The 20,962-nt window shown below is 39.2% G+C and carries 23 protein-coding genes; 3 read left to right on the forward strand and 20 right to left on the reverse strand.

Features of this window, described 5'->3' with window-relative positions:
- Positions 1–4 precede the first annotated feature (4 nt).
- The 5 genes from yhbY to MKY71_RS11610 are packed head-to-tail and all read right to left on the reverse strand — an operon-like array spanning position 5 to position 3,686.
- A complete protein-coding gene (gene yhbY / locus MKY71_RS11590) occupies positions 5–310 on the reverse strand; it encodes a ribosome assembly RNA-binding protein YhbY (RefSeq protein ID WP_339172088.1) in 306 nt (101 codons plus the stop codon).
- A complete protein-coding gene (aroE, locus tag MKY71_RS11595; RefSeq protein WP_340732705.1) occupies positions 297–1,139 on the reverse strand; it encodes a shikimate dehydrogenase in 843 nt (280 codons plus the stop codon). The genes yhbY and aroE overlap by 14 nt, the downstream gene beginning before the upstream one ends.
- 53 nt (positions 1,140–1,192) lie before the next feature.
- Positions 1,193–2,296 carry a ribosome biogenesis GTPase YqeH gene (yqeH, locus tag MKY71_RS11600; RefSeq protein WP_340732706.1) on the reverse strand — a complete coding sequence of 368 codons (1,104 nt, stop codon included), beginning with the start codon at positions 2,294–2,296 and terminating at the stop codon, positions 1,193–1,195.
- A 57-nt stretch (positions 2,297–2,353) separates the two neighbouring features.
- Positions 2,354–2,869, reverse strand: coding sequence for a YqeG family HAD IIIA-type phosphatase (locus MKY71_RS11605; RefSeq protein WP_008407628.1), 516 nt, complete (start codon positions 2,867–2,869; stop codon positions 2,354–2,356).
- A 34-nt stretch (positions 2,870–2,903) separates the two neighbouring features.
- Positions 2,904–3,686, reverse strand: a complete 783-nt coding sequence (locus MKY71_RS11610) for a phosphatidylserine decarboxylase (RefSeq protein ID WP_340732708.1) — start codon at positions 3,684–3,686, stop codon at positions 2,904–2,906.
- A 207-nt stretch (positions 3,687–3,893) separates the two neighbouring features.
- On the opposite strand from MKY71_RS11610, the gene pssA reads away from it, so the two are divergent.
- The gene (gene pssA / locus MKY71_RS11615; RefSeq protein WP_251686729.1) at positions 3,894–4,433 is read left to right on the forward strand and encodes a CDP-diacylglycerol--serine O-phosphatidyltransferase; all 540 of its coding nucleotides are present in this window, start codon (positions 3,894–3,896) and stop codon (positions 4,431–4,433) included.
- 85 nt (positions 4,434–4,518) lie between these two features.
- On the forward strand, positions 4,519–5,220 hold the full coding sequence (gene sigK / locus MKY71_RS11620) for an RNA polymerase sporulation sigma factor SigK (protein WP_339172101.1): 702 nt from the start codon (positions 4,519–4,521) through the stop codon (positions 5,218–5,220).
- A gap of 89 nt (positions 5,221–5,309) precedes the next feature.
- On the opposite strand, the gene mtnN is transcribed toward sigK, so the two are convergent.
- From mtnN to MKY71_RS11690, 14 genes are all read right to left on the reverse strand, one after another.
- Complete coding sequence (mtnN, locus tag MKY71_RS11625) at positions 5,310–6,002, reverse strand: 5'-methylthioadenosine/S-adenosylhomocysteine nucleosidase (protein WP_340732710.1); 693 nt, start codon at positions 6,000–6,002, stop codon at positions 5,310–5,312.
- A gap of 36 nt (positions 6,003–6,038) precedes the next feature.
- Positions 6,039–6,719: a YrrS family protein gene (locus MKY71_RS11630; protein ID WP_340732712.1), complete on the reverse strand. Its 681-nt coding sequence runs from the start codon at positions 6,717–6,719 to the stop codon at positions 6,039–6,041.
- A 133-nt stretch (positions 6,720–6,852) separates the two neighbouring features.
- Complete coding sequence (gene greA, locus MKY71_RS11635; RefSeq protein ID WP_339172111.1) at positions 6,853–7,338, reverse strand: transcription elongation factor GreA; 486 nt, start codon at positions 7,336–7,338, stop codon at positions 6,853–6,855.
- Between the two features lie 268 nt (positions 7,339–7,606).
- Positions 7,607–8,242, reverse strand: a complete 636-nt coding sequence (udk, locus tag MKY71_RS11640) for a uridine kinase (protein WP_339172113.1) — start codon at positions 8,240–8,242, stop codon at positions 7,607–7,609.
- Positions 8,243–9,520, reverse strand: coding sequence for a peptidase U32 family protein (locus tag MKY71_RS11645; protein WP_339172115.1), 1,278 nt, complete (start codon positions 9,518–9,520; stop codon positions 8,243–8,245). It abuts the gene before it with no gap.
- Positions 9,521–9,539: 19 nt separating this feature from the next.
- Positions 9,540–10,472, reverse strand: a complete 933-nt coding sequence (locus MKY71_RS11650; protein ID WP_339172118.1) for a peptidase U32 family protein — start codon at positions 10,470–10,472, stop codon at positions 9,540–9,542.
- A gap of 5 nt (positions 10,473–10,477) precedes the next feature.
- The gene (locus MKY71_RS11655; protein ID WP_339172120.1) at positions 10,478–11,110 is read right to left on the reverse strand and encodes an O-methyltransferase; all 633 of its coding nucleotides are present in this window, start codon (positions 11,108–11,110) and stop codon (positions 10,478–10,480) included.
- A 216-nt stretch (positions 11,111–11,326) separates the two neighbouring features.
- Positions 11,327–12,445, reverse strand: coding sequence for an endolytic transglycosylase MltG (gene mltG, locus MKY71_RS11660; protein WP_340732714.1), 1,119 nt, complete (start codon positions 12,443–12,445; stop codon positions 11,327–11,329).
- 188 nt (positions 12,446–12,633) lie between these two features.
- Positions 12,634–13,146 carry a DUF1292 domain-containing protein gene (locus tag MKY71_RS11665; protein WP_340732715.1) on the reverse strand — a complete coding sequence of 171 codons (513 nt, stop codon included), beginning with the start codon at positions 13,144–13,146 and terminating at the stop codon, positions 12,634–12,636.
- Positions 13,147–13,219: 73 nt separating this feature from the next.
- Positions 13,220–13,510, reverse strand: coding sequence for a DUF1292 domain-containing protein (locus tag MKY71_RS11670; RefSeq protein ID WP_014823362.1), 291 nt, complete (start codon positions 13,508–13,510; stop codon positions 13,220–13,222).
- A 107-nt stretch (positions 13,511–13,617) separates the two neighbouring features.
- Positions 13,618–14,034: a Holliday junction resolvase RuvX gene (gene ruvX / locus MKY71_RS11675; protein WP_340732717.1), complete on the reverse strand. Its 417-nt coding sequence runs from the start codon at positions 14,032–14,034 to the stop codon at positions 13,618–13,620.
- Positions 14,031–14,303, reverse strand: coding sequence for an IreB family regulatory phosphoprotein (locus MKY71_RS11680; RefSeq protein WP_014823361.1), 273 nt, complete (start codon positions 14,301–14,303; stop codon positions 14,031–14,033). The genes ruvX and MKY71_RS11680 overlap by 4 nt, the downstream gene beginning before the upstream one ends.
- 117 nt (positions 14,304–14,420) lie before the next feature.
- Positions 14,421–17,093 (reverse strand): alanine--tRNA ligase, encoded by a 2,673-nt coding sequence (gene alaS, locus MKY71_RS11685; RefSeq protein ID WP_340732718.1) that lies wholly within the window; start codon positions 17,091–17,093, stop codon positions 14,421–14,423.
- A 398-nt stretch (positions 17,094–17,491) separates the two neighbouring features.
- Positions 17,492–18,640, reverse strand: a complete 1,149-nt coding sequence (locus MKY71_RS11690; RefSeq protein WP_340732719.1) for an MFS transporter — start codon at positions 18,638–18,640, stop codon at positions 17,492–17,494.
- A gap of 103 nt (positions 18,641–18,743) precedes the next feature.
- On the opposite strand from MKY71_RS11690, the gene yeiL reads away from it, so the two are divergent.
- Positions 18,744–19,412 carry a transcriptional regulator YeiL gene (yeiL, locus tag MKY71_RS11695; protein ID WP_340732720.1) on the forward strand — a complete coding sequence of 223 codons (669 nt, stop codon included), beginning with the start codon at positions 18,744–18,746 and terminating at the stop codon, positions 19,410–19,412.
- Between the two features lie 42 nt (positions 19,413–19,454).
- Here yeiL and MKY71_RS11700 read toward each other — a convergent pair whose 3' ends face one another.
- Complete coding sequence (locus MKY71_RS11700; protein WP_339172134.1) at positions 19,455–20,666, reverse strand: NupC/NupG family nucleoside CNT transporter; 1,212 nt, start codon at positions 20,664–20,666, stop codon at positions 19,455–19,457.
- Positions 20,667–20,962: the final 296 nt, after the last annotated feature.

Genomic DNA, 20,962 nt, shown 5'->3' on the forward strand with positions numbered 1-20,962 from the left:
CACCTTATTTCGTAGCTACTTTTGGTAACACGATTTTTTTGTTATTGCGTGACTCTTTATATAAAACAACAGTCAATCCGATCAGTTGAACAAGCTCGGCACGTGTACCTTCAGCCAGTTCTTCCGCCACGACATTTTTGTCTTCTTCACAGTTGTCTAAAATGCGTACTTTAATAAGTTCACGTGCTTCCAATACATCGCGTAATTGTGCAATCATTGCATCATTTACGCCACCTTTCCCAACTTGGAAAATTGGATCTAAGTGATGTGCCTCAGCACGTAAAAAACGTTTTTGTTTACCTGTTAACATAATTTCCTCCTAATTGCGCCGTTAAACGGGCAATCATTGCATTTGTATTTGGATAATGACCTAACCAGTGTTCGTAGGCAATCGCACCTTGATGCACGAACATGCCTAACCCATTGACAATCGTCGCCCCTTTTTGCTCAGCCGCTTGCAAAAATGGCGTCATTAATGGATTATACACAATATCTGCAGCAATTGCGCCTGCCGGGAACTTTTCAAGCGAAAATGGTAATGCAAAGTCGCCCGTAGTCATTCCAGCTGGTGTTGTTTGAATAAAAATCTTATAATTCGCCAGACTTTGTTCTGCTTCTTGCATCGAAACAGCTTGGCCGGCATGTAGTTCATTAATAATCTGCTGTGCTTTTTCAACTGTCCGGTTGGCTATTGTTATATTCGTATAACCTGCCATTTGAAGGGCAAATGCAATTCCGCGAGCTGCGCCGCCTGCTCCGATCAGTAATACCGGTGCCTCGCGTTTCTCTGTACCGATTACATGCTCGAGTGACTTCACAAAACCAGGACCATCCGTATTATAGCCCTTTAATTTCCCCTCTGCAGTGCGCACGACCGTATTGACCGCTCCCATTTTTTCGGCAAGCTCGTCCAGCTCGTCGAGGAACGGAATGATCGATTGTTTATGTGGTATCGTTACATTCCAGCCGCTTGTCCCTAACAGTTTGAATGATGCAACAGCTTGTTGTAGATGTTCGGGTTTCACGTGGATTGGGATATACGTTGCATCCACATTCGCTTCTTCATACCATGCATTGTGCATTTCCGGAGATTTTGACTGTGCAATCGGATCCCCAATAACCGCAAACCACTTTTTCATCAATATTTCCCTCTTTCCTGCTACCGCGCATTCACTTCAAAATAACGATTCCGTTAAATCAGTGATGGACGAATGAATACTTCTACGCCTTTAGGTGCGTGTGCTGCTACGACAACATTGGCATGCTGTACTGTAATCCAGCCCAATCCTGAAATAACTACATCCGTTTTCGGCTCTTTAATCGAGAACTCATGACGCACTAATGGCGGTAATTGATCGATATGTTTAGACGTTGGAGGTGCCAGTAACTCGCCTTTATGTTCTTCATATAATTGATCCGCACGTTCCAGCTTCGTACGGTGGATCGGTAATTCATTTGCAACATGTACTGTAAATGCCGAACGTTCACCTTGAATGAAATCAAAACGGGCAAGAGCACCGATAAATAGTGTTTGTCCAGGATTTTGCTGATACACTTTTGGTTTAATTTCTTTTTTAGGCATAATATATTTTAGTTCACTCGAATCGATATGGTGTGCCATTTGGTGGTGATTGATAATACCAGGCGTATCGTATAAAGATGATCCGTCATCAAGCGGAATGCCAATCATATCAAGCGTAGTTCCAGGGAAATGGGAAGTTGTAATAATTTCGCCCTCACCTGTAGCTTGCTTAATAATACGGTTAATAAACGTCGATTTGCCGACATTTGTACAACCTACGACATATACATCTTTGCCGTTACGGTATTCTTCAATCGCTTCCACGACTTCCTGCATGCCCATTCCTTTATGTGCCGAAACAAGCTTCACATCAACCGGCTTTAATCCAAGTGCTTTCGCTTCTCGTTTTAACCAGTTGATCACTTTCTTTTCTTTTACCGATTTTGGTAAAAGGTCTGCTTTATTTGCTACTAAAAGAACCGGATTATTTCCAACGAATCGGTGTAAACCTGGTAACCAGCTGCCATTGAAATCGAAAATATCCACGATTTTCACGATCAGACCTTGCTGTTGTCCAAGACCGTTTAAAATACGTAAAAAATCATCATCCGTTAAGCTAACAGGTTGGATTTCATTATAGTTTTTTAAACGGAAACAACGTTGACAAATAATCATTTCCTTTTCAAGCGAGGATGCAGGTGCATACCCTAATCCATTTTTATCTTCAGTTTGAATCACTGTTCCACAGCCAATACATTGTGGCATTTCATTCATTCACTATTTCCTCCTAACTACTATTGCACATTCATGCAAAAAAACTCGGGTCGCTTATTAGTCTTCCCAAGGATACTTTCCTTTTCGCTTTAAATCGTTGTATACACGACGTTCTACGAAGCGGTTAAATTTTGTAACGAGTCCATCAGAGTCAGCTACAGGACGAACTAAAAACGTATAAAGTTTTTGACGTTTTGCACCCATCACATCTGTTAATAGCTGATCACCCAGCATCGCAACTTCATGGCGACGTAGACGCAGCTGAACAAGGGCCGCATAATATGCTGCACCTAATGGTTTTTTGGCACGGAAAATAAACGGTATGCCATGCGGTTCCGCAAACTGGCGCACCCGCGCTTCATGATTGTTTGAGGCAATGATAATTTTTATCCCTGCTTCACGCATCATTTCAAACCATTGTACAAGCTCTTCCGTCGCATCAGCACGGTCCCATTCAACAAGCGTATTATCTAAATCTGTTATGATCCCTTTAATGCCTAAATCCTTTAATTTTTCCGGTGTAATTTCATATACACTGCGAATAAATTCATCTGGTAATAAAAAGTTGTACAAAGCCGTAACCCCTAACTCAAAATTTATTTATTCATTATACCATAGTAGCAAAGGCTTCTCCCATTTTTATCTTCGCCCCATTTGTAACATTCTCGGTAAATTCAATTGCATTTTGTTCAAATAACATGACAACGGTTGAGCCGAAAGCAAAATAGCCGACTTCCTCCCCTTTTTTCCACTGTGTTGACGTGTTTGTAAGCTCAATTGAATTTACAAATGTCGCTCCTACTTTAATGAATGCTGTATAATGTTGTTTTTCATAGTTAATTTCGCTAATCATACGATAATTATGACTGATCGGTTTTTTTCCGTATTGTAAGCCCATCTGATTTACTGGATACGATTTTTGTCCAAGTATGTACTGTCTCTTCACAATACCATCGATCGGACTATGAATTCGGTGATAATCTGCAGGACTCAAGTAGAAAACAATATATTTGCCATTATTATACCTCTTTGCCTGTGTTTCATTTCCCATTAAATCATTTAACGAATACGGTTTATTTTTCACAGTAAACATTTTCTGATCCTCAATATTGCCGAATGCTTCTATTTTTGCGTCAACAGGACTGGTAAATATATTTTCACGAATATCGACAGGACGTACTTCTTCTTTTAACTGGCGAACAAAAAAATCATGCAGGCTCGTAAATTCTTTGGGAGATTTTGAAACTTCTTGTATGTTAATTCCGTATATTTGACTATAGCTACGAATAAAATTTTTACTTAAACGGGATTGTGCAATTTGTTGTAAAATTTTCGAAGAGATCTTACCATTTGATAGTTCTATCATATTCCGGTATAATTTTTCCTTCATTCTAGGTCCTCCGGTTTTGATTAAATATTGAAGCTTTTGCTGCTACGCTCTGGAAGCAGATTAATGATCACCTGCAAATGCAGGATAAAAGTAAATTATATAATGACTGGCCATACAAAGATAGGTCTTAATATGAATTAACTATTACCTTTTTTTAATAGAACAAGTATAATAGAATATAGCCGATGTGCAAGGGAGTGTTTTCCAATGTTTCTACTTCAAAAAGTTGATTCAACGTTTAAAAAAATAAAAGCAAATGCTGCTAATATTATTACAATTACAAATATGTCGTTTGGTGGGGCTGCAATTATGGCTACACTGAATGAGTATCATAGCTACAGTGTATTATTAATTTTTATCGCTGCTTTTTTAGATCGGTATGATGGTAAGGTTGCCCGTAAATTCAATCAGGAATCCGAATTGGGAAAACAGCTCGATTCCATGGCAGATATAATTTCTTTCGGTGTAGCACCTGCCTTGTTAATGTATGAAATGGCATTAATGAATGCAGGATTTACAGGGATGATGATGCCCGTATTATTTATCGCTGCTGGGGCGTTACGTCTAGCACGATTCAATGTGATGGATTCAACAGGTTATTTCGTAGGACTGCCGATTACAGCGGCGGGTACATTACTCACTTTTTCTTATTTCTTTACAAACATGCTATCGGAAACGTTTTATTTAATTCTTTTCCCGGTATTGGCATTATTGATGGTAAGTACGTTTACATTAAAAAAAGTGTAAGAGCAGAAATATCGCTCTTACACTTTTTTCATTTCTGCGCAAAATTCATCATATACTGTCGAAAAGATGAAAGGATGTTAATTGCTTGAGCGGTTTCGTAACAGCTTTGGTTCAACTTTGGCTTGAGCTTCCCGCATTATTAGGCTATTTAAAAGGGCAGACGTTTTATAAACCGTTATCACGCGAGGAAGAAGAAGAAGTCATCAATCGTTTTATCAAGGGGGATGAAAGTGCTCGTATTGAATTAATCGAGCGAAATATGCGTTTAGTTGCGCACGTTGTTAAGAAATTCCATCCCTCCCATGATTTACTTGATGATTATATCTCAATTGGCACGATCGGTCTGATGAAAGCCGTCAGCAGCTTCACACCAGAAAAAAAGACCCGTCTTGCCACTTACGCCGCCCGATGTATCGAAAATGAAATTCTGATGCATCTCCGTGCACAAAAAAAAGTGCAAAAAGATGTTTCTTTATTTGAGCCGATTGGTGTCGATAAAGATGGGCAGTCTCTTCAAATCCGTGATTTACTGCAGCTTGACGAACCTTCAACAATTGAAAAAATCGAACGACAGGAGGATTTTGCCCAGCTGTATCGCTATTTGGATACTTTAGATCCACGAGAGCTCGAAATTATTTCCTACCGTTATGGGCTTCAAAACTTTGATCCGCATACCCAAAAAGAAATTGCCAAAAGGCTCAATATTTCACGAAGCTATGTTTCACGCATTGAGAAACGGGCCCTTATTAAGCTATATCAGCAGTTTAAGCATGGCGAGAAAGAATAAACCAGTTAGAAAGGTAAACCTGTTCTCCACATCCCAAAAGTAAAATGCCCAATCCTTTTAGTGATTGGGCATTTCTATGGTGATTTAAATTATAATTTTGTAATTGCGTTTAATACGATTTCTGTTGAGTGTTTCGCTGCAACCGGTAAAAATTCATCAAATGACATGCTCGATTCTTGACCTGCAATGTCTGATAGTGCACGAATTACAACAAATGGTGTGTTGAATTGGTGGCATACTTGCGCTACAGCAGCCGCTTCCATTTCAACGGCCTTCATTGTAGGGAAATCTTTTCGCACTGCCTCGACACGCTCAGGGTTGCTCATAAATACATCGCCCGAACAAATAAGACCGACACTGTAATTATGCTCTCCCACTTCTTCAACAGCCTGTTTCGCAACTTCCATTAATTTTTCGTCCGATTTATAGGCGGCCGGCATTCCTGCCATTTGACCGATTTCATAGCCAAAAGCCGTAACATCCACATCATGGTGACGTACTTCATCCGAAATAACGATATCCCCAACCTTTAATACAGCATCAAAACCGCCTGCAGATCCTGTATTGATGACAACTTTCGGATTATACTTTTCCAATAGGATCGTCGTAGACATTGCCGCGTTTACTTTACCGATCCCGCTTTTTAACAGTACAACTTCTTTGCCTTCATATGTACCTGTTGTGTATTCACTGTTTGCGATTGTTTCTGTTTTCGTATTTTGCAGAGCACCGCGTAATAACTCCACTTCCTGCTCCATTGCACCGATTACTGCTATAGTCATTTATTTATTCCTCCAATTAATCTTGATAACTATTTTTTACCGGGAACCTTCCAATGTCGATAAAACTTCCACTTGGACCGGTTTCCAGCCTTCATTGTCAACCCATTCTATACTCACTCGATATTTTTGTTCTTTGTCCATCGATGTGACAACGGCAATTGCACTTTCCGCACTGCCATTATTATTCACGCGCAGCACAATACTGTTTTCCTGCTGTAAATCAATCACACTAAAAATTGCTTTTAGTTTTTCTTCGTAATCAATATGTCCTTTTTCATATGTCGACACATGATTACCTGTTTGTGCCGTCGGATAGGCCGGCCAATTCGGATTTGTAATGACTTCTTTTACTGACGGATCGTCGGAAGGACTTACGATTTCACCTGATTCGGAAGTTGGCTGTTCGGATTCATCCGTAGAGTTATCTTCCTCTTCTACTTCTTCCGGTACATTAGTTTCTGTTTCATTTTCTTCCGATTCTTGTCCATTATCTTCATCCTGGACATCCGTTGCTACTTCTTCAGCTGAATCTTCCTGCTCTGCCTCGTTTTTCGGCTCTGGCTCTTGAGTAATTATAAAAATTAATGTTGCCACAATTAACACAGCGACAATAGCGATTAGATAATTTAATCTTTTGTCCGCTTTTTGAAATTTCGTCTGTTTTGTTTTTTGTTCAGCATACTGTTGTCGTGTTTGAAATCGTCTTTTTCGGTCCATTTCAATTCCTCCTATGCACACCTATTTTAGCATTAGAACCGCAATGGTTGCACGAAAATCGAACATTGGAAGCTCTTCCAAATTTATTAACATAATAAAAGCAGCTAGCAATCGATGCTAACTGCTCCTAAAATTATTTTACTTCTAAAATTATTACTTCCATTTCTCCGCCTGGTGTTGTCAGTTTAACAACATCATCTACATGCTTGCCCATTAATGCTTTCGCAATCGGAGAGTCATTTGAAATTTTACCTTCCATCGGATCTGCTTCAGCAGAACCAACAATTGTGTAAGATTCTTCAAAGTTTGCACGTTTACCATTGATCAGCTCATCAAATGTAACAGTTTTCCCTAAAGAGATTGTATTTGATGTTTCATCTTCTGTAATAATGACAGCATTGCGCAGCATTTGCTCGATCAATGAAATACGACCTTCCACAAATCCTTGCTCTTCTTTTGCTGAATCATACTCAGAGTTTTCAGATAGGTCACCGAAGCTGCGAGCTATTTTGATACGCTCTACTACTTCCGGACGCTTTACTGTCTTTAATGTGTTTAATTCTTCTTCTAATTTTTGTTTTCCATCAAGTGTCATTGGATATTGTTTTTCATTTGACATTATTCCCACTCCTTAATATTAACTTGAAAACGTTTACTTTTGGCGTTTTCTATTTCTATTTCTAAAAAAATACGGATAAATTTAAAAGTTATTCTCACGTATTTTGTTCATAAATAACAGAAAACCCGGCTACTAGTTTACGGTATGTGTAAATCCCTTCTTTTAGAAGAAGTTTACACCGTAATACGGGCAGCCGAATTTTATGATTAATTATTTATGTTGTTCTATCAATTTAAAATGTAATTAATGTAAATACTACATCATCATATTACAAGTTCGATTCAGTTTCAAGAATTGTTTTTATTTTCGTTACCATTAAGTCAATTGCAACGTTATTTTCCCCGCCTTCAGGGATGATGACATCAGCGTATCGCTTAGTCGGTTCGATAAACATATTGTGCATTGGACGCACTGCTGTTAAATACTGTTCGATTACCGAATCAGCTGTACGGCCACGCTCTTTAATGTCACGTTGAATGCGTCGGATAATACGTAAGTCAGAGTCTGTATCCACGAATAATTTAATATCCATTAAATCACGCAGACGCTCGTCCTCCAGCACTAAAATTCCTTCGACAATGATTACCTCTTTCGGTTCTACGTGAATTACCTCGTCTGAACGTGTATGCTGCACATAATCATAGACCGGTTTTTCCACTGATTTGTAGGCAAGTAAACTATGGATATGCTCGATCAGTAGATCATTGTCAAATGCAAGCGGATGATCATAGTTCGTTTCCAGACGCTGTTCAAACGTCATATGGCTTTGATCCTTATAATAATAATCCTGTTCGATAACAACTACTGAATGTTCACGGAACACATCGTATATAGAACGTGTCACACTCGTTTTACCTGAGCATGATCCACCGGCAATTCCGATTACAACTGGACGGTTTGACATTTAATTATTCTCCTTTCGCATCATATCAAAATGTGATAATGAGCGATCAACTTTAAATTTAACGATTTGTAGTGGGTGGCGGGCAACATCAAGTTCATTGCCTTTTTCATCCCAAAGCTGGCCAACCGTCATTTTGAATGTATCCATATTCGGGCCGAAAAATTCAACCGTATCGCCTGTCTTGAAATAGTTACGCTGTTCCAATGTGACCATTTGCGTTTCGGCATCATAATCCATCACAAATCCGGCAAAATCCCACTTCATTTTATGTGAATGGAAACCAAACATCTGTTGTTTATAGCTTGGCTCACCTTCAAAGAATGACGAAGCAGTTGCACGGTTTGCACAGCGTGCCAATTCTTCCAGCCATTCTTTTTCGAATGTAAAGTTCTCCGGATCTGCACAGTATGCATCAATTACTTTACGATAAACGGAAATAACTGTTGCAATATAGTGAATAGACTTCATGCGTCCTTCGACTTTCAATGAATCAATCCCCAGCTCAATCATGTGAGGAATGGATTCGATTAATTTCAAGTCTTTCGGGCTCATTGCAAACGGTGCTTCACCTTCGTTAAACAATGCTACTTCTTCACCGTCGTTATTTTCATATAAATCATAATCCCAACGGCAAGACTGACAGCAGCCGCCACGGTTTGAATCACGGGCCGTCATATGGTTTGAAAGTGTACAGCGTCCTGAATAAGCGATACACATTGCACCGTGTACGAATGCCTCGATTTCAATGTCTACCTCTTCTTTCATTTTGCGCATTTCTTCTCCGCCTACTTCACGTGCCAATACAACACGTTCCAAACCTTCTTCTTTCCAGTACTTTACCGCTTTCCAGTTGGATAGTGACTGTTGTGTAGAAAGATGGATTTCCAGAGATGGTGCACACTTTTTACATGTTTCAATGATTAACGGGTCTGCAACGATAATCCCTTTTACGCCTGCGCCTTCGATTGCCTGCAAGTATTCTTCCAAACCATCCATATTTTCATTATGCGCGAAAATATTTGTTGTGACATAGACAACGGCTCCGTATTTGTTTGCAAATTCAACGCCTTCCTTCATTTCTTCAATTGTGAAGTTACCTGCGTTTGAACGTAAACCAAATTCCTGACCACCGATAAATACTGCATCAGCACCGTAATGGACAGCTACTTTTAACTTTTCAAGACTTCCAGCTGGCGCCAAAAGCTCCGGTTTTTTCGTAATTACTGTCTTTCCGTTAACTGTTTGACGGATTTTTTCATTTTGAATTAATTGTAGCATACTGCGTTCGTTCTCCTTCCTAGTAAACTGTTTCCTTGTAGATGAAGCCAGTATCCAGTGGACGTAACGCTGGCTGAATCGCTTCGATTTGCTCGAATAACTCGGATTTAATGTCATCGTACGCATCTTCGCCTTGATCGAAATACACATCAATTGCTTGACGGTAAAGTTTTGTAACAGTTACCGTATAATCAAACGTTTGAAGAACACCATCAATTTTCAATGAATCGATACCTGCCTCAAACAGCTCATTTAACTCTTCGATAATGCACATATCATTCGGTGAGAAAATATGTGTACCGTTCATATCCTCATAGATCGGATATTTATTTTTACGCTCTTTATCGTGAAGGAACATATTTTTGTTTTCTTTACGATTTTCGATTTCCATCGCTTCATCACGGTACAGGAAGTAGTTTCCTAAAAGTGAACGCTTAGATTGGAACATACACGTCATTCCATGTACTTGCACTTCGATTTCATGCTTTGTATTTTCTTTTATTTCAATCACTTCATCGACTGAAAGTTCACGAGCCAGTACTGCACGCTTACTTCCGCGTTCACCCCAATAGTTCACTTGGAAGAAGTTTGTTGCCGTCGTTTCCGGATTCCAATGCAACGGTATCGTAACATTGTTTTCACGTACAGCAATAATGACTGCAGGGTCCCCAAACAATAATGCATCTACGCCAATACGTTGCATCTGCACTAAATAGTCATCCAATGCGTCTAAACGATCGTTATGGAATAGTGCATTGACCGCTACATAAACTTTTTTACCTGCAGCATGAATCAGCTTAGTTGCTTCTTCTACCTGTGCTACTGTAAAATCTCCAGCTAAGCGCAAGCCAAATTTCTGTTCACCGATCACAAAAGCATCTGCACCCGCCTCAAGTAGTGCTGTAATATGCTCAATAGATTGTGGTGTTACTAATAATTCTGGTTTTTTCACACTAATCACCTCTTCAAACAAATTAACAAACCATCACCGACAGGGAAAAAGGCACTCGAATAATCCGGATGTGCCATGATCCAGTCTGAAAATGTTTTTAAGTTGCGGATCATCGTTCTTTTTCTTCTAGGTACTTCTTTTATATCTAAATCCGATAGTCCGTGCATATACATATTATCGATGTATAAAACGCCACCCGAAGGAACGAGTGATGCGTACTTTTCGAAAAACTTCATGTATTGCCCTTTTGCCGCATCAATAAAAACAGCATCAAAAGTAGTAGGAAGTGTTTCCATGTCTACCTCTAACGCATCGCCCTCAATTACTTGTATGCGGTTTGCCACCTCTGACCTTGCAATGAATTCCTTGGCATACTGAACTCGCGATACATCGCGTTCTATCGTCACAATATGACTTTGTGGCAGCGCTTGCGCCATTCGTATCGCAGAATAGCCAATTGCCGTGCCAATTTCTAAAATTGATTTTGGATTTTGAATACGCAAAATTTGATTCAATGACTCAATCCCCGCCAGCTGCATGATCGGGACATGATTCTGTTCTGCGAAGCGTTCCATTTCCATTAATAATTCATCACGTTCAGGAATGAAGGAAGCAATATAAGCGTCTGATAATTCCATTTGTCATTCTCCCTTTACCTGGTTGTTTGCGCACATCTTTCTTTCACAAGAAAAAAGACGAAACGAAGTTGTTTGCGCCTACAAAATTGTTATATAAGGACAAAAAATCACAATTTATAATAGCATGAAAAGAAAAGGAATGCGAACAATTTAATGAATTCCGTCTTAAAACGGAAATTTCAAGCCATTCGATTCCTTTTCTACAACTTATCTTTCTTATCGTAAATACTTTTCGATGTTCGCTAAGTGCTCATCATACGTTTTGGCAAAATGGTTTGTGCCATCTTTATCTGCCAGGAAGTATAAATAATCAGTTTGCGAAGGGTTCAGCGCAGCTTCGATTGATGTCTTGCCGGCTCCTGCGATTGGTCCAGGCGGCAATCCGACATTTTGGTACGTATTATACGGATTGTCTACTTCCAGATCCTCATACAGTACACGGTCCTTATGCGATCCTAATGCATACAGTACTGTTGGGTCTGTCTGTAAAGGCATATCAATTTCGATACGGTTATAGAATACACTCGCAATTGTTTCACGGTCCGTTTGCGCAGTTGCCTCTTCTTCAAGCAATGAAGCAAATGTCAGCAATTCATGAACCGATGTATTACGTTCTTCCAATATTGGCGTATATTCAGAAACAATTGTATTCATCGCAGTTAGCATTGTACTGATAATTTCCTCAATCGATGGGTTATCCTCAAAGAACGGATAGGTTGCAGGATATAAATAGCCTTCCAACGGATGACGTATATTTTCCTTTAAGATATCTTCTGATAATAGATCAGGATATTCAGTGATCAATTGCTCCACATAAGCAGCATCCGTCACTTTTTTCATAAAGTCCTCTGCTTTGTGCGAAGTATTTTTCTGTACAACATCAGCTACTTGCTCGAGTGTTAATCCTTCTGGCACCGTCATTGTAAATACAGGCTCACGATATACTCGCCCTGTCTTTAAACTTTCAATAATTTCGTCAAGTGTCATGGATTTCGTTAAAGAATAACTGCCGGCTTGGAATTCCGATTCATTTTTAAATTTAGTATAATATTTAAAAATCTTTGCATTCTTTACAATACCCTTATCTTCTAGAATAGTTGATATTAAGGTAATCCCTGAGCCCATCGGAATTTCGACTTCAACTTGTTCATTCGACTCCGGGTCCATTGGTTTTAATGCCGATGTCACGTAGTTGTATCCTGCGAAACCGACAATGGCAATAATAAGAAGAGCGACAAGCGCGATGATTCCCACAATTTTACGCACCGTTTTAACTTCTCCTTTACGCTCTTTCATCTTATTGAACATTTCTTGCTTCTTATTTTCGTCTAGCACGGGAGTCCCCCCTTTTTCTCTTCCATAATGATACATAAAAATCTCTTTCGACACAATATAGAGCCACGAAAGGTATGTAATTTCTCACTATTTGCGACGTTTTATAAAATAAAATGTTCGTTTTTGTCTATTTTTGAACAATAAAAAAACCTTACTGTCGTATTACATCGTCAGTAAGGTCCTTGTAATTAATTTTGTGCTAGTGAGTTTAAAGCTTGTTCTACCATTTCCCACTCTTCGTCTGTTTCGATAGGAAGCAAGTCCGTTACTTCACCGTTATCGCCAGCGATGTAGGCTGAAGCATATACTTCCTCCAATACAGGCTCATCGTCTTCCATAATTGCATAGAACAGATAATTTTTGCCGTTGTTTTCGAAGCGGTGTAATATTTGGCACATAATTTCTTCATCATCTTCATTTGTGATTGTGAAGTAATTTGTCTGATCTGTGCCAAATTCAGCAAGAACGGTATTCATAACTTCTTCAACCATTGCCCATTCATCATCAGTTTCAATATCCGAAAAGCCGCTCATTTCGCCGTTTTCATCGAGTACATAGCGAAGTGCAGAAATACCTGCTTCTTCATCACCGATTAACGAGAATAAGACATAAGAATGCTCTTCCGAATCAAATGTAAATACAACGCGGCATTGCTGCTCTCCGCCGTCTTCTTTTTGTAAAATAAAAATATTTTCTTCCATACTGTTGCCTCCCGTTGAATGAATAAAACAGAGCAGGCAAATCACCTGCTCTGTTTTTATCGTGTCAAATGAATTATTCTTCTTCGCCTAATTCGTCTTCAATCTGGTTTAATACTTCTTCGATTAAATCCCATTCTGCTTCTGTTTCGATTGGCGTTAATTCGCCATCTTCACCATTTTCAGCAGGAACGAATGCAGAGGCAAAGATTTCAACTGCGCCATCTTCATCTTCTTCTGCACCTACTAAAGAATATAATACGTATGATTTACCGAACTCTTCTGAATCGAAAGTGTGTAAAATTTCGCAAAGTTGTTCGTTGCCGTTTTCATCGACTACTGTAATGTGATTTTGTTGTTCTGACATGATCGTCACCTCTTCATAATATTTAGGCATTGGTGCCTGTTGCTGCTCAATTCATTATACATAAAGCCTTTTCGGATAAGTACAAAAAAGCCTTATATGGAGCAACTTTAGTTTTTACTATCTAAATAGCCTTGTAAAATCATGACAGCAGCCATTTTATCAATAACTTGCTTTCTTTTTTTACGGCTTACGTCTGCCTCGATCAGCATACGCTCAGCAGCCATCGTTGTCATACGCTCGTCCCAAAGCTTAACAGGAAAACCGAATGTATCTTCCAGCAACTTCTTGTAACTTTCGGAAGCTTCACCTCGAGGGCCGATTGTATTATTCATGTTTTTTGGGTAGCCTACAACAAATTCAGTTACATTGTGTTCCTTCACAAGCTCTTTAATACGCTCAATACCAAATTCGCCTACCGCTTCATTGATTTTAACCGTCTCGATACCTTGCGCTGTCCACCCTAGCGCATCACTAATTGCAACGCCGACTGTTTTCGAGCCGACGTCTAAACCCATAATTCTCATTTATCCGCCTCAGTATTCTTTCTAATATAAAATCTAACGAGTTCTTCTAAAATCTCGTCACGTTCAAGCTTGCGGATTAAATTACGTGCGTCCTGGTGGCGAGGGATGTATGCCGGGTCGCCAGATAATAAATACCCTACAATTTGATTTGTTGGATTATACCCTTTTTCCTCTAAAGCCGTATACACCTTCAGCATCACTTGCTTTACTTCTTGTTCCATGGATTCTTCTGGAAAACTGAATTTCATTGTTTTATCGAAAGAACTCAAGACCAGCACCTCGCTTTCAGCAATGAGGAGATGAAGCACACTCTTCCATCTCCATTTATATCATTATAACTTATTCCTGTAAGCACTTCAAATATGCCAGTAGTAAATTTTAGATGTTTAGAAAGATTTTACATGTTCGTAAACAGCATTTAATGCTTCTTCAAGTTTTGCAGCATCTTTTGCACCAGCCATTGCCATATCCGGACGACCGCCGCCTTTACCGCCGCAAGCTTCAGCAACTTGCTTCACGATGTTCCCGGCGTGATAGTTTCCACCTACGATATCTTTCGTCACACCTGCACACAGCATGACTTTCTCGCCATCGACTGCACCAAGAACAATAACAGCTGATTCCATTTTTTCTTTTAAATCATCCATCATTTGGCGTAATTGATTGTTGTCTTTTGCTTCTACACGCGTTGCAAGTACTGTTACATCACCGATTTTTTGGGCAGCATCCAATACAGCACCCGCTTGTGCATTTGCAATTTTTTGAGACAATGAATCATTTTCGCGTTGCAGTTCTTTGTAGTCCGCTTGAAGTGTTGCCACACGAGTTGCTACATCTTTAGCATTCGCTTTTAAAAGGCCGGCTGCTTCATTTAAGATAGCTTCTTCCTCTTTAATCGCTTCATATGCCGCCTTACCTGTAACAGCCTCGATACGGCGTGTACCTGCACCGATTCCGCTTTCGGATACGATTTTGAAAATACCGATTTCAGATGAACGGCTGACATGCAGTCCACCGCAAAGTTCAATCGAGTAATCTGAAACGGCTACAACCCGGACAACATCACCATATTTTTCACCGAACAATGCCATTGCGCCCATCGCTTTTGCAGAATCGATATCCATTTCCTGAATAACAACTTCGATATCTTCCCAAATTTTTTCGTTCACTGCACGCTCAACTTGTGCAAGCTCTTCTTTCGTTGCAGCACCAAAATGAGAGAAGTCAAAGCGTAAACGGTCTGGACCTACATAAGATCCCGCTTGTGCTACATGGTCACCTAATACGTCTTTTAAGGCACGGTGCATTAAGTGTGTTGCTGTATGGTTTTTAAGGATCAATTTACGTTTTGCTTCATCTACTTTTGCTGTAGCTGCATCGCCGACGTTCATTTCACCTGATTCCACTACTACTGTGTGCAGTGGCTGACCATTTGGTGCTTTTTGAACATCTTTTACGATCGCCGTAAATCCGTCTGCTTGAATGATACCTGTATCGGCAATTTGTCCACCCATTTCAGCATAGAACGGTGTTTCAGTTAGAATAACTAACGCTTCTTCACCTTCAGAAGCAGTTGACGTTTCTTGTCCATCGACAACTATTGCAGCAACTTTTGCAGAAGCTTCAAATGCATCATAAATAAATGTCGATTGCTGAGTTAAGTTTGAAAGCACTTCATTTTGCACTTGCATTGAATCCACATCAGCACGTGCATTACGTGCACGTTCACGCTGTTGCTCCATAGAAGCTTCAAAACCTTCATGGTCAACTGTCATGCCAACTTCTTCAGCATATTCTTCCGTTAACTCAATCGGGAAACCGAATGTATCATATAGTCTGAATGCGTCAGCACCAGGAATCACTGTTTCGCCTTTAGCTTTTTGGTTTTCTGCTACTTCATTGAAAATTGCTAAACCGCCATCAAGTGTTTCATGGAAACGCACTTCTTCATTTTTGATAACACGTTGAATAAATGCTTCCTTCTCTTTTACTTGCGGATAGAAATCTTCCATAATCTCTCCGACAGTCGGCACTAATTCGAACATGAACGGCTTTTCGATGCCGATTTTTTTCGCATAGCGGACAGCACGACGTAATAAACGGCGTAATACATAGCCACGGCCTTCATTTGATGGTAATGCACCGTCACCGATAGCAAACGCTACTGTACGGATATGGTCGGCAATTACTTTGAATGGAGTATTCACATCTTCAGTTGATCCGAAAATTTCATTTAAATCCACTTCATGCGGACGTTTGTACGTACGGTTTGCAAACGTTTCTGTTTTTTCGATGATTGGCATGAAAAGATCTGTATCAAAGTTTGTCGGTACATTTTGTACTACAGAAACGATACGTTCAAGACCCATACCTGTATCGATATTTTGCTTTGGAAGTGGTGTATATGTGCCATCCGGATTGTGGTTGAATTGAGAAAATACAAGGTTCCAAATTTCAAGATAACGTTCGTTTTCCCCGCCTGTATACATTTCTTCCGCCGGCGCACCAACACCGTACTCTTCACCGCGGTCATAGAAGATTTCAGAGTTTGGACCAGATGGACCTTCACCGATATCCCAGAAGTTGCCTTCAAGTCGGATTAGACGCTCTTTCGGCACTCCGATTTCATTGTGCCATACGTCATATGCTTCCTGGTCTTCAGGGTGGATTGTTACCGATAACTTTTCAGGATCGAAGCCCATCCATTTTGGATCCGTTAAAAATTCCCAAGCGTAATGAATTGATTCTTTTTTAAAGTAATCCCCGATTGAGAAGTTCCCTAACATTTCAAAGAATGTATGGTGACGCGCTGTTTTCCCTACATTTTCGATATCGTTTGTACGAATTGATTTTTGTGCGTTCGTAATGCGCGGGTTATCGGGAATGATACGTCCGTCAAAATATGGTTTTAATGTAGCTACTCCCGAGTTGATCCATAATAGTGATGGGTCATTGATTGGAACTAATGGTGCTGATGGTTCAATATGATGCCCTTTTTCTTTAAAGAAATTCAAATAAAGACGACGAATTTCAGAACCTGTCATAATTTTTGTTGTCATGATTTTTTTCCTCCTAATTTTTGTTGAAGTCGATGAGTTTTGGTACATCTTAATAACAGCTGCACGTAAATAATTGATTCTTTCACCGGTTATATTAATAATTCGCTGAAGAAAACAAAAAAAGCCCTCATCCCGGTAAAGGGACGAAGACTATTATCTCGTGGTACCACCCTAATTTATAATGCGCTATGCATTATATCTCAAGTGCTTGTAACGTAAGCAGACGGCAGGGATTAGCTGCACTCTGGAGTAGCTTTCAGTATTTATTCGGGGAGATTTTTTCAGCCGGGAAATCTCTTTCTGCTCACGAAGTCCATACGTACTTGTTCCATCATCGTTTTCATTTTATTATGCTCTTCATTATAAAAAATAGACATCGCGCTGTCAATCGGCATTCCTTAATAATTGAAACGTTTTTTCGTCAGTAAAATTAAAAGGATTGCAGGTACTGTACATATAATCATTCCTAAGAACGCCAAACCTGGCTCGATTTCATAAAGTGCACCACCTAATAATGTTAGAACCGCTGCACTTAAACTCATCGCTAGTGCTGAATAGATCCCTTGTGCATTTGGAATCTGCTCCTGCGGTAAAGCTTTGGAAATATAGCGTATAAAGGCATAATGTGCCATCGCAAACGACAGTGCATGAAGTGCCTGAGAGAAGATAAACATCGGCATATTCGGAAATGCATATACAAGTATCCATCGAACGGTCGAACCAATTGCCGCGATAAGCAATAAAGAAGACGGCTTCCATTTTGTTAAAATTGTATCGGCCTTATAAAAATAAAGAACTTCAAAAATTACTGCAACATTTAAAATCATTCCGATATAAAACGGATTGACATTCAGATCCTGCAGATAAATATATCCGTAGTTATAGTACGATGCATGCGCCCCCTGAAGCAGAATGACGACAAACAATACGATGATAAAGCTCTTTACTTCAAAGAGACCCTTCATGGAGAGCGTTTTTCGCTCCTCTTTAACCGTCACGATATTTAATACTTGAGGCGCAGGCATGAACTGAATAATGAGTAATGACGTTAAACCTAAAATCATCATCCATAAAATCATTCGCTCCCCGTACATTCCGCTGATCATACTGATGATTAATACTGCGACGACAAATCCGAACGACCCGAAAGAACGAGCTCTCCCGTAATGGATGGATCCATGTTGCATTAGTGTGGAGGCACTGCTCTCAACAGCCGGTAACAATGCCGGGTAAAAAGCACTGAACAGCAATGTCATTAAAAATAAGCCGGCAAATGAATTAATCGGTATGTACAGCAGTGTCACAATTAATGAACTTGCCGTAAAAAAGATCAGCACATTTTTGTTGCTCATTACTTTTGACACAAACGGGAAGATAAACATCGTTGAGGCAGCCCGTGCAACTAGCCCAAAGCCCATTATAATGCTTGCTTCTGATACCGTAAGCCCTTTATCGTTGATAAGCCAACCTGTCCAATATGGAAGAAAAATCCCCCATGTAATAAAGAACATAAAGAAATTTTTCGCGAGCCAGCGCTGATTATTCATTGTCTTCATCCTTTTTCATTTTTATTAATTTGAATATTAACACGAGAAATACTACAATAATGTGAGAAATCTCATATTTTATTGGAAGGAGTTGCTTTATACTTTGAGAAAGTTACCAATAGATGAAAGTCTCAAATATATCGAACAATACCCGATTTCCCAGTATTTTTCGTTTGATATTGTTCCATTTATCCACGTGTATGAATTCGATAAAGGCGAATTTATTTTTCATGAGCATTCATTCCCCGATTATTTGTATTACATGGTTGAGGGAAAAGCTAAATTGTATATTACCCATAAAAACGGTAAAATTTCGCTCATTGATTTTATTACAGCGCCTACATTTATGGGGGAAATGGAATTATTAAATGCTGAACGTTACTCAAAAGGCATTCAAACTTTATCCAAGTCCGTATGTTTTGCGATTTCGATTCAGGAAGTGAAAGAAAAATTATTGGCAGATCCTGTGTTTCTGAAAATGCTTTGTATTTTTTTAAGTCATAAAGCAACGACAGCAACGGCGAAATATACGCAAAATCAGGCTTATCCACTTGAAAACCGGTTAGCCTCATTCATTTTACTATCTTCGGATCAGCAATTCTATAAAGAAAAACATACAGAAGTATGTGATTACTTAGGGGTATCTTATCGCCACCTGTTATTTGTTCTTGCACAATTCAGTGAAGCAGGCTATATAACGAAGCAAAACCGCGGATACGTTCTGACAAATCGTTCTGAACTGGAAAAGCTTGCTGCAGAAATTACGTACTAAAAAAAGACTGCGCTAAATTTTTAGCACAGTCTTTGAAAGATATTATATAAACATACCAGCAATTGCAGCTGATAATAAAGATGCCAATGTTCCTGCAGCTACTGCTTTAATCGCAAGTTTTGCAATGATTGGACGTTTATCCGGTGCCATACCACCTAAACCACCGATTAAAATACCCATTGAACTTAAGTTTGCAAAACCACAAAGTGCAAACGAAATGATAATGGCTGTTTTGTCAGAAAGTTCGCCGATAACCGGACCAAAGTTAGAATATGCAACAAATTCATTTAAAATTAATTTTTGACCGATAAATGAACCTGCACGTACTGCTTCATCCCAAGGAACACCAATTAAAAATGCTAATGGCGCAAAGACATAGCCCAATAAACCTTCAAGCGTTACATTATCAAAACCGAATAATCCTGTAATGCCACCTAAAATACCATTTAATAACGCAATTAATGCGATGAAACTTAATAGCATTGCACCAACGTTTACAGCTAATTTCAAACCGTCAGATGCACCTGATGCAGCTGCATCAATAACGTTTGTCGCTTCAGAATTACGTTCTAATTTAAAGTCATCTTCATTTACTTCTTCTGTTTCAGGAATCATTAATTTCGCCATAACCAATCCTGCTGGAGCAGCCATGAAACTAGCCGCCAGTAGGTATTCAAGAGGAACACCTAATACTGAATAACCGATTAAGACCGAACCTGAAACCGATGCAAGTCCACCTGTCATAACAGCGAACATTTGCGATTTCGTCATTTTATTTAAAAATGGACGAATTACAAGCGGTGCTTCTGTTTGTCCAACGAAAATATTGGCAGCAGCATTTACCGATTCCGCTTTTGTTGTACCTAATACTTTTGATAAGAAACCACCAATAATCTTAATGATAAATTGCATAATACCTAAGTAGTAAAGCACAGAGATTAAAGATGAGAAGAAAATAATAATAGTTAATACACTCATCGCGAATACAAAACCAACATTATCCGGATTTGCTAAACCGCCGAATACGAAGTTAATCCCCTCATTGGCATAACCAATCAGCTTCTGAACACCTTCTGAAAGTTGCATAAGCTTCTCGCGGCCGAAAGACCACTTCAATACGATAAATGCAAAAATCAGTTGGACAACTAATCCTGAAATAATAATTCTCCATTGAATTGCTTTACGGTTATTAGATAACCCGATGGCAATCAGTACGATTCCCAGAATACCTATGATTCCCCATACGAAATCCATGTATGTGCACCTTCTTTTTTAGTTTTGAAAACCTTTTCATTTTGTAATATTTGACATCAAACTTCGGACGTCATATAAGTTTTTTTCATACTAACATATCTGGACAATTAATATTAATTAATAGTTTCTTTTAAAATTTCTGATTTTTTCCGCAAAAAATTATTATTTTCCATTATAATCCTACTTGTTTCAACTTTTTATTATATTTAAAACATTTTCCCTCTCCCTTTGAACGTAAACACATCATTTAATAAATTTGTCCAAAATAGTACATTTCTATGTACATAAAAAACTAG

The sequence above is a fragment of the Solibacillus sp. FSL W7-1324 genome, assembly GCF_038008025.1.
Taxonomy (GTDB): Bacteria; Bacillota; Bacilli; order Bacillales_A; family Planococcaceae; genus Solibacillus.